At 68.5% G+C, this 7,491-nt stretch carries 10 protein-coding genes and 1 pseudogene; 2 read left to right on the forward strand and 9 right to left on the reverse strand.

The genetic code is table 11. The annotated features are described in order from the left end of the window. Positions 1-67: 67 nt before the first annotated feature. From P2L57_RS38320 to P2L57_RS38330, 3 genes are read right to left on the reverse strand one after another with little or no spacing between them, the layout of a single operon-like run. Entirely contained in the window at positions 68-238 is a 171-nt protein-coding gene (locus tag P2L57_RS38320) for a hypothetical protein (protein ID WP_275822909.1), read from the reverse strand. Between the two features lie 25 nt (positions 239-263). Continuing rightward, the gene (cyaB, locus tag P2L57_RS38325) at positions 264-821 is read right to left on the reverse strand and encodes a class IV adenylate cyclase (RefSeq protein ID WP_275822911.1); all 558 of its coding nucleotides are present in this window, start codon (positions 819-821) and stop codon (positions 264-266) included. A gap of 17 nt (positions 822-838) precedes the next feature. Next, entirely contained in the window at positions 839-1,681 is an 843-nt protein-coding gene (locus P2L57_RS38330) for a helix-turn-helix domain-containing protein (protein WP_308292562.1), read from the reverse strand. Positions 1,682-1,931: 250 nt separating this feature from the next. Here P2L57_RS38330 and P2L57_RS38335 point away from each other — a divergent pair, with 250 nt between their 5' ends. Then, a complete protein-coding gene (locus tag P2L57_RS38335) occupies positions 1,932-2,642 on the forward strand; it encodes a hypothetical protein (RefSeq protein ID WP_275822915.1) in 711 nt (236 codons plus the stop codon). A gap of 110 nt (positions 2,643-2,752) precedes the next feature. On the opposite strand, the gene P2L57_RS38340 is transcribed toward P2L57_RS38335, so the two are convergent. From P2L57_RS38340 to P2L57_RS38370, 6 genes and pseudogenes are all read right to left on the reverse strand, one after another. Further along, entirely contained in the window at positions 2,753-3,592 is an 840-nt protein-coding gene (locus tag P2L57_RS38340; RefSeq protein ID WP_275822918.1) for a S1 family peptidase, read from the reverse strand. 252 nt (positions 3,593-3,844) lie between these two features. Further along, positions 3,845-4,087, reverse strand: a complete 243-nt coding sequence (locus P2L57_RS38345; RefSeq protein WP_275822920.1) for a DUF7848 domain-containing protein — start codon at positions 4,085-4,087, stop codon at positions 3,845-3,847. Next, a complete protein-coding gene (locus P2L57_RS38350) occupies positions 4,084-4,278 on the reverse strand; it encodes a hypothetical protein (RefSeq protein ID WP_275822923.1) in 195 nt (64 codons plus the stop codon). Before P2L57_RS38350 ends, P2L57_RS38345 begins: the two co-directional genes overlap by 4 nt. A 313-nt stretch (positions 4,279-4,591) precedes the next feature. Then, complete coding sequence (locus P2L57_RS38360) at positions 4,592-4,996, reverse strand: RidA family protein (protein WP_275822926.1); 405 nt, start codon at positions 4,994-4,996, stop codon at positions 4,592-4,594. Beyond that, entirely contained in the window at positions 4,993-5,784 is a 792-nt protein-coding gene (locus P2L57_RS38365) for an IclR family transcriptional regulator (RefSeq protein WP_275822929.1), read from the reverse strand. Before P2L57_RS38365 ends, P2L57_RS38360 begins: the two co-directional genes overlap by 4 nt. Beyond that, positions 5,781-5,957: pseudogene (locus P2L57_RS38370) on the reverse strand (sugar kinase); the annotation flags it as partial. The pseudogene P2L57_RS38370 and the gene P2L57_RS38365, both read right to left, overlap by 4 nt. Before the next feature lie 116 nt (positions 5,958-6,073). On the opposite strand from P2L57_RS38370, the gene P2L57_RS38375 reads away from it, so the two are divergent. Next, positions 6,074-7,330: an amino acid deaminase gene (locus tag P2L57_RS38375; protein ID WP_275822931.1), complete on the forward strand. Its 1,257-nt coding sequence runs from the start codon at positions 6,074-6,076 to the stop codon at positions 7,328-7,330. Positions 7,331-7,491: the final 161 nt, after the last annotated feature.

Here is a 7,491-nt window from a genome sequence, read left to right on the forward strand (position 1 = left end):
TCACCGATCTTCTGGTACCCCCACACCCGGTACGCGGCCAGCACCGCCTTCAGCGCGGAAGGTGGTTTTACGGGTCTGGGGACCGGAGTCGCCGGAAGGAAGCCGCCACGTCAGCGGCGGTCTCGCCATACGGCGGTTCCGCGAACACCTCCGCGTAGACCAGCCTGAACGCGTCCTCGGCCCGTGCGACGGGCGCCCCGGCCATGCGCTCCGTGGTGATGGTTTCTCGCCGCGTCACGTGGTACTCCCTCGGGAAGAGACCCTCACGAACGGCGCCGCGCGGCGACAGCGTCCGTGTACTGCTCGGTTGTCAGATCCTCCGGACCGATCCCCAACTGCGCCAGCACGTCGCGTACCGCATCCAGTGCCGCCTGCAACTCGTCTGCCACCACCAGCGTTTCCACCTCGATAAACGTGCCGTCGATCTCCGGCACCCGTACGAGAGTCGCCAGTATCGGCCTTCCGGCTGCCTCGAACTCATAGTTCCGGCAGTGCTTTTGGAACTCGATGACCGGTGCGTAGCCAATCCCACGCAACATCGCGTGTACCGCGTCCGGATCCTCAACCCGCGTCTCATACTCGGGCTTCGCCCCGGAGGCCTCGTCCACCCGTGCTTCCTTGTAGGTGAGGACCGACCTGTCCCCAGCAGGTCCACTCACGGTCCGCACCCGCAGTTCGCGGTCGCTCTCCATCAGGGAGCCGTCAGGCAGGTCGTAGTAGGTGTCCCGATACACCTCAACCCGCCCTGCGGCCCGTCCCTCCAACCCGGCCTCGACCTTCTCCGGCTCTCGCACCCGAGCCTTCAACTCGGCCTCGATCATTCCCGTCTCCTGCCCCTTCACACGACGCGCTCGGAGTCCGCGACCATCGCGTCAAACATCCGACGGAAGCCTCGGTGCAGCGGCCCGTACGGTGTCTGCACCACCTTGTACGTGGCCGACTCGTGTCCTTCCCACCCCACGTCGAAGGCCGACACGAACAGCGTCGAATCCAGCCGGATGACGCGCCACGTGGGCAGCGACCGGTACCGCCAAATCCCCAACTCGCAGTGCTGGGCGAGCTCTCGGAGCCGAGCTTCCGCCAGCCGTACACCATGGCCCAAGGACTCCACTGACTCTCCGATATCCGCAGCTCGCAGCGCCAGAGCAGGGGATTCAGGGTGCAGCAGCAGGACCCGTAGCCGCAACGGCTCAGAACCGGCACGGGTGAACGACTCTCGCAGCAAACTGTCGTTGAGGGCGAGCAACCCAAGACCCCGGACAGCGAGGACGTCAACTTCGCTCGCTGTGCGCGCTTCGTGCTGGATCTCATCAGTGGCCGACGCCTGCGACATGTAAACACGCGCGACTTCGGGGAACGCCGTGAGATCGACGGCCCTTCCGCCACCGCCCTCCCGGGATGCGGCGAGGCCGAGGAGGCGCCGGGCATCGTCCGGCATACCGAGGCCGTCGGCAACCCGTTCGAACACATCGAGCCTGGACACCTCACGGCGTCCATTGATGACCTCATTCACCCGGCCTTGGGTCATGTCAACCGCTGAGGCGATCCGCGCCTGACTGACTCCACCGAACCGCTGAACACATCGGAACACGGCCCCTATGTCCCGGCTCCGGAGCGCCTGACGCATTTCGGCTCGCTGCCAAGCCCATTCGGGAAGTTCAACGAAGGCAAGTGGCGCCATGTGGGCAGGCCCTCAGCTCACATTGGGATGGAATGTCATCTCACGGTGAGATTACCGCGCGGGTATCGAAACATGCCTCATGTAACCCGATCCTCGAAGCGTGACAAGAAGCTACGCGCCCTCCTCCGCCTGGCTACCCCCAGGACTACGTATCTCGTTGCAACCAGCAGGACGGTGGTGGGACGCGGTTCGAGTACCCCGCCGACTCGCGGAGCTTGCCCTCGCCGCCCTCGGGGCGGAGAGCGGAGCCGTGCTCGAAGATCCCTCCGCGGGCCTCCATTACTGGTTCGTCCCCGTGCGCACAGCGGCGGACTGGGCCTTTCCTCGCCATGCGGACATCCACGTCCACGGCGAAACCGCGTACATCCCGATTCCCGGAACCCAGCGGACCACCGGGCCGCGCTGGCGCATCCCGCCCCGTCCCGACACGTACATCACCGATCCGGACAAGCTCCTCGCCACCCTGTACGACGCGGTGGAGACAGCACTCGGCCCACACGAAGGATGCAAGGCACCGGGCGACGCCGCCTACTGGCTCGCGTCAACCGCCAATGCGCCCGGGCCAGTTCTACGCGAGTGGGCAAGGGGCGAACTCGCGCTCATCCCCACAGGCGTGCGGTTCGACGTCGTGCGCGTAATCCATCGACTTGGTTGCCAACTACTGCGCGATTTGCATGCCCACCCCGGCCTCGGACCTGTCATGCACACCGGCAGCACAGCGGTTGAATTCCTCGTTCCCAAAGGAACGACCACGACTTGGTCCATGCCGCTCACCACCACGATCGGCAAAGGCAAACGGTTCGCCTGCCCCGACCCGCGCCTTCTCCGCCGTACTGTCCGGCGGCGCCACTGGTCACACTGGCCGCAGGCCGCCGAGGGGCCTGCCCTCACCGATCCCCATTTGCTGGCGAACGCGATCCATGCTGCGGGCATCCGTCAACGGGGGGAGTTCACGCGTTGACCGCACCCTGCTGAGCATCCATGCGACGCGCGCGGCAGCGCATCACGGATGCCCCGCGCCGGACGGAACGCCCTGGCGGGCGCAGTGCCAGGGCGTTCCGCTGGGTTTGGTTACGGCTTGGGGAGGGCGCAGTTCGGCTGGGTGAGGTCGATTGTGTTGCCGGTGCCCACGCAGGGGGCGATCAGATAGGTCTCCTCGGCGTAGCCGGTGCCCTGGTGGATGGTGACGTTGCCGTTCTGGTCCACCTCGCAGGGGTTGTTGAGGCTGCACTGCTCGCCGTTCTCGTTGGTGGTGTTGTTGACCGCCACCACCTGTCCGGTCGTGGTGTCGATGACCGGAGAGCCGGAGGTACCACCGATCACGTGGCAGTCCGGGGTGTACCGGACGGAGTCCTTCCAGGTCCAGTCGGCTTCCTTGAGGCTGTAGGCGAAGCCGTCGATCGCGCAGGAGTAGGTGGACTGCCAGTACCCGGAGACCACCTCGATGGAGTCGCCCTGCACGGGGTGGGTGGTGGCCAGCGGCAGTGCCTCGATCTGGTACTGCTGGCGTATCTGGGCGTAGGTGCTGCTGAGTTGGTACAGCGTGATGTCGGTGTCGGTCATCGTCGCGTACAGCACCTTGCTGGCCTGCAGCGTTCCGAGCTGGTTTCCCGCGCCGTCCAGCAGCGTGAACGTCCGGCCGGACGGCTGGTCGGTGATGACCTGGCCCGCGGCGGGCATTCCGCTCTCCAGGCAGTGCCCGTTGGTCATGACGATGGCCGGGTCGTTGTCCGCCGAGGCGGGGGTCCTGATGACGGACCCGGAGCAGTCGTCCAGCGCCACGGTCCCGGCGAAAGTGACCTGCGCGTCGGCGGGCCGCACCACGGCCTCCGCCGGTGCGGCGGCCGCGCCGAGCAGTGTGACGACGGCGAGACATCCTGCCGATAAGGCAGCTGCGAGAGGTCTGTTCATGTGGGGGGGATCCTCTCCGTACCGGAGCTTTCCGGATTTGGCATGCTCATTATCTTTGGGCTGAGCCCGGAAGAGAACCCTCTCGGACGGTGCGCTCAACCGCCCATCGGGCAGGGGCACTCGGGCCTGGACCGATGCGGGGAGCAACCGAGGTATTCGGGGTTAGTCCCCGTGGCCGTCCTGCACTCGCGTCCGCCTCGGTCGTGTTCGCTGTCCAGGCATGCGACCGGGGCGGAGGTCTTCGGGGTCGGCTCAGGTCGTCTCGTTGCGTACGACCATCGCGAACGACGTGCACAGCCGACGGAATCCGGCGTGGCCGGTGCGGCCCGTGTGACGTAGACACCAGATGTCGACGGGCTCGGCGGCGGCCTGCGGGCCGGACTCGTCCGCGCAGTGGAGGCACTGAGCCTCCAACGTGACGTCGGTGTCCGGGTGCTCGGTGATGGTGTGGTCCACGTACCGGTACACGACTTTGCCGCCGGTCACCGCGCTCACCGCGCCGCGCCCCGGCGGACGACGTCTGCCAGCGTCAACGCGGTGTCGGCGTTGACTCGGCCGAGCTGGACCAGGTTCAGGTAGGGGGACGCGGCATCAGCGCCTAGGGACGGTAGGACGATGCCCGCCGCATGGAGGGCATCGCGTAGCTTCGCCACCGCCTGGTCAGCGGTGTGGGTTTGGGCTGCCATGCCAATGACGGTAGGAAGAGCGGCAGTTGCGGGTCCACGAAGTTGCAGCGGGTTGCAGAGATTCACCCCAGGGCGTCAATTGCGGCGGTGATCAGCGCTCGCGCCGGTTGGCCGTAGACGGCAAGTCTTTGTAGCTCAGCGAAGGCCTTCTTGTACATCGCCACCTCACCAGGCGCCGTCACCGTCAAGGGCGCACGGGGTTGCACACCCGCGCGGGCAACGCCCCACACAAGATCCCCGCCGGACAGGCGCCCCTCACACGGCCAGGCTCAGCGCCGCCGCCACCGCGGAGGCCGCCATGGAGTACGGGCGCTCAGTCGAGGACGGCCAGGGCGTCGATCTCGATCAGCAGGCCCGCGGGCAGCCCGACGTAGACCGTGGTGCGGGCCGCCGGGGCGCCCTTGAGATCCGCGAAGTACTCGTTGTAGATCTCGTTCATCTCCGCGAAGTGCGCGGTGTCGGTCAGATAGACGCGGATCATCATCACGTCTTCCCAGCCGGCACCGCCCTCTTCGAGGACCGACCGGACGTTGGCGAGCGTCTGCAGGGTCTGTTCGCGCAGTCCGGGCCCGGCCGGGGCGGGGGTCCGACCCGGCACCGCCGGGAGGAAGCCGACCTGACCGGCGACCTGGAGGATGTTGCCCTTCCGTACGCCGTGCGAGAACTTGGCCGGCGGCTGGGTGTGGGTCGCCGGGGTGATCGCGGTCTTGTCGCTCATGACTGCCTTTCGTTGCGGACCTTGGGGTGCTTGGGATCCTTACCGGGTGTCCGGCCGGAGTAGTCCCGACTGATCGCCTCCGCGGTACGCAGCACCAGCGGGCGCAGCGCGAGGAGTTCCTCGGTGGACACCACGACGTTCGGCGCGGAGACCGACATGGCGGCACCGACCCGGCCGTCCGCGCCGCGGATCGGCGCGCCGACGCAGTTGACGGACTCCTCGTGGCCGCCGAGGTCGCTGGCCCAGCCCTGCTCGCGGACCCTGGCCAACTCGGCAAGGAACGCCGCCGCGTTGGGGGTGGACCGGGCCGTGTACGCGGGATAGTCGAGGCGCTCGGCGACCGCCCGCAGCTCGGCCTCGGGCAGATCGGCGAGCAGGAGTTTGGCGACCGCCGCGACGGTGATGGCGACGGGCTTGCCGATCCGCGAGTACATCCGCACCGGGTAGCGGCTCTCCACCTTGTCGATGTAGACGACCTCGCCCTCCTCGTACACGGCGAGATGCACGGTGTGCCCGCACGCCTCGTTGAGCGCCACGAGGTGCGGATGGGCGATCTCCCGTACGTCCAGGTTCTCCATCGCCTCCTGCGCCAGGGCGAACAGCCGCGCGCCCAGCCGGTAGCGCTGGTCCTGCTGGCGGTAGACCATGCCGTGCTCGTGCAGGGTGCGCAGCAGCCGCAGCGCCGTCGACTTGTGGACGTCGAGACGGGTGGCCACCTGCTCCAGGTTGGCCGGTCCCTCGGCGAGCAGCGGCAGGATGCTCAGTGCGCGATCGACGGTCTGACTCATGGTGTAGGCCCCTCCGCGGCCTCGGCGGTCCATCCGGGCCCGAGCCGCAGTCTGCCCCACGCCTCGTCGCTCAGCCCCGCGAGGGAGTCGGCCCGCTCGCGCGGCGGCGGGGTGCCGAGATCGCCGGGCACGGTGAGGGCCGCGGCGGCCATCAGGTGACCGTGATCGCCCCGCTTCTCACGCCGCCTGCTCACCGTTGACCCGGTGCTCGCCGGGATGTTAGACAGCACGAAACACATACCGCAACGACTGTTGCATATTGTGCAATGCGCCCGCTCCAGGAGGACCGATGCACGTCGAGGAGTTGTACGAGGAGCGGGTCGACCACCGCTTCAAGGGTCTGCCGCCGGACGCCGAGGGCCGCACCGTCGGCGAGTTGGCGGCCGAGCGCCGGTCGATCTTCGACGGCGGTTTCACCACGCCCATCCTCACGCTCTCGGCGTCCGCGCTGGAACACAACCTGGCGCAGCTTGAGGCGTACTCCGCCAAGCACGGCCTGGCGTTCGCCCCGCACGGCAAGACTTCCATGGCGCCGCAGCTGTTCGAACGCCAACTGGCGCACGGCTCCTGGGGGATCACGGCGGCGACGCCGAGTCAGGTACGGGTGTACCGCACGTTCGGTGTGCAACGGATCTTCCTGGCGAACGAGTTGGTGGACGCGGCGGCCCTGCGCTGGCTGTCCGGCGAGCTCGCGGCGGACCCCGACTTCCGCCTCGTCGCCTACGTGGACTCGGTACGCGGCGTCGAGCTGATGGAAGCCGCGCTGACCCACCGGCTGGACGTCGTGGTGGAGTTGGGGGCGCCCGGTGGCCGCACCGGCGTCCGCGACGCGGGCGTCGCGCGCGAGGTCGCCGACGCGGTGGCCGCCGCGCGGCATCTGCGGTTGGTCGGCGTCGCCGGTTACGAGGGCGAACTCCCGGTCAAGACCGAGGAGTCGGTGACGGCGTGGCTGCGCCGGCTGGTCGCGCTGGCCCGGGATCTCGACGCGGCGGGCCGCTTCGCGGACGCGGAGGAGATCGTGCTCAGCGCGGGTGGCAGCGCGTGGTTCGACTCCGTCGCGGAGGTGTTCTCGAGGGTCGCGGCCGACAGCTTCTCCCGGCCGGTGCTGAAGTTGCTGCGCTCCGGTGCGTATGTGACCCACGACGACGGTCACTACCGGAAGACCACGCCGTTCCACGACCGGGTCGCCGGGGAGGGCTCGCTGCGGGCCGCCTTCCAGCTGTGGGCGCAGGTGGTGTCCCGGCCGGAGGCCGGGCTGGCGCTGCTCAACGCGGGCAAGCGGGACGCGGCGTACGACCTGGACCTGCCGGAGGTGCGGGCCGTGCGGACGCTGACCGGTGAGCGGCGTCCCGCGGACGGCATGAAGGTGACCAGGCTGGCCGACCAGCATGCGTTCGTGGCCCTCTCCGAGGGCGCCGAGCTGGAGGTCGGGGACTGGGTGGCGCTGGGCCTTTCGCATCCGTGCACGACGTTCGACAAGTGGCAGCTGATTCCGGTGGTCGCCGAGGACGACACGGTCGTGGACTTCGTCCGGACCTTCTTTTAGGGGGCTTCCCGCCCACCCGCCGGTGCCCTGGGAAATCCCCCGGCCACCCGCCCGTGAACCATCCGTGCTTGCTGAAGGTCGGCCGGGTCTCGGCTGGGGTCCGGGGGTCGGCTCCCGGGAAGGCGCGGCCGCCGGGATCCGGGGACGGTAACGGGTGGGTG

The organism is Streptantibioticus ferralitis (genome assembly GCF_029223525.1).
In the GTDB taxonomy this organism is placed as follows: Bacteria; Actinomycetota; Actinomycetes; order Streptomycetales; family Streptomycetaceae; genus Streptantibioticus_A; species Streptantibioticus_A ferralitis.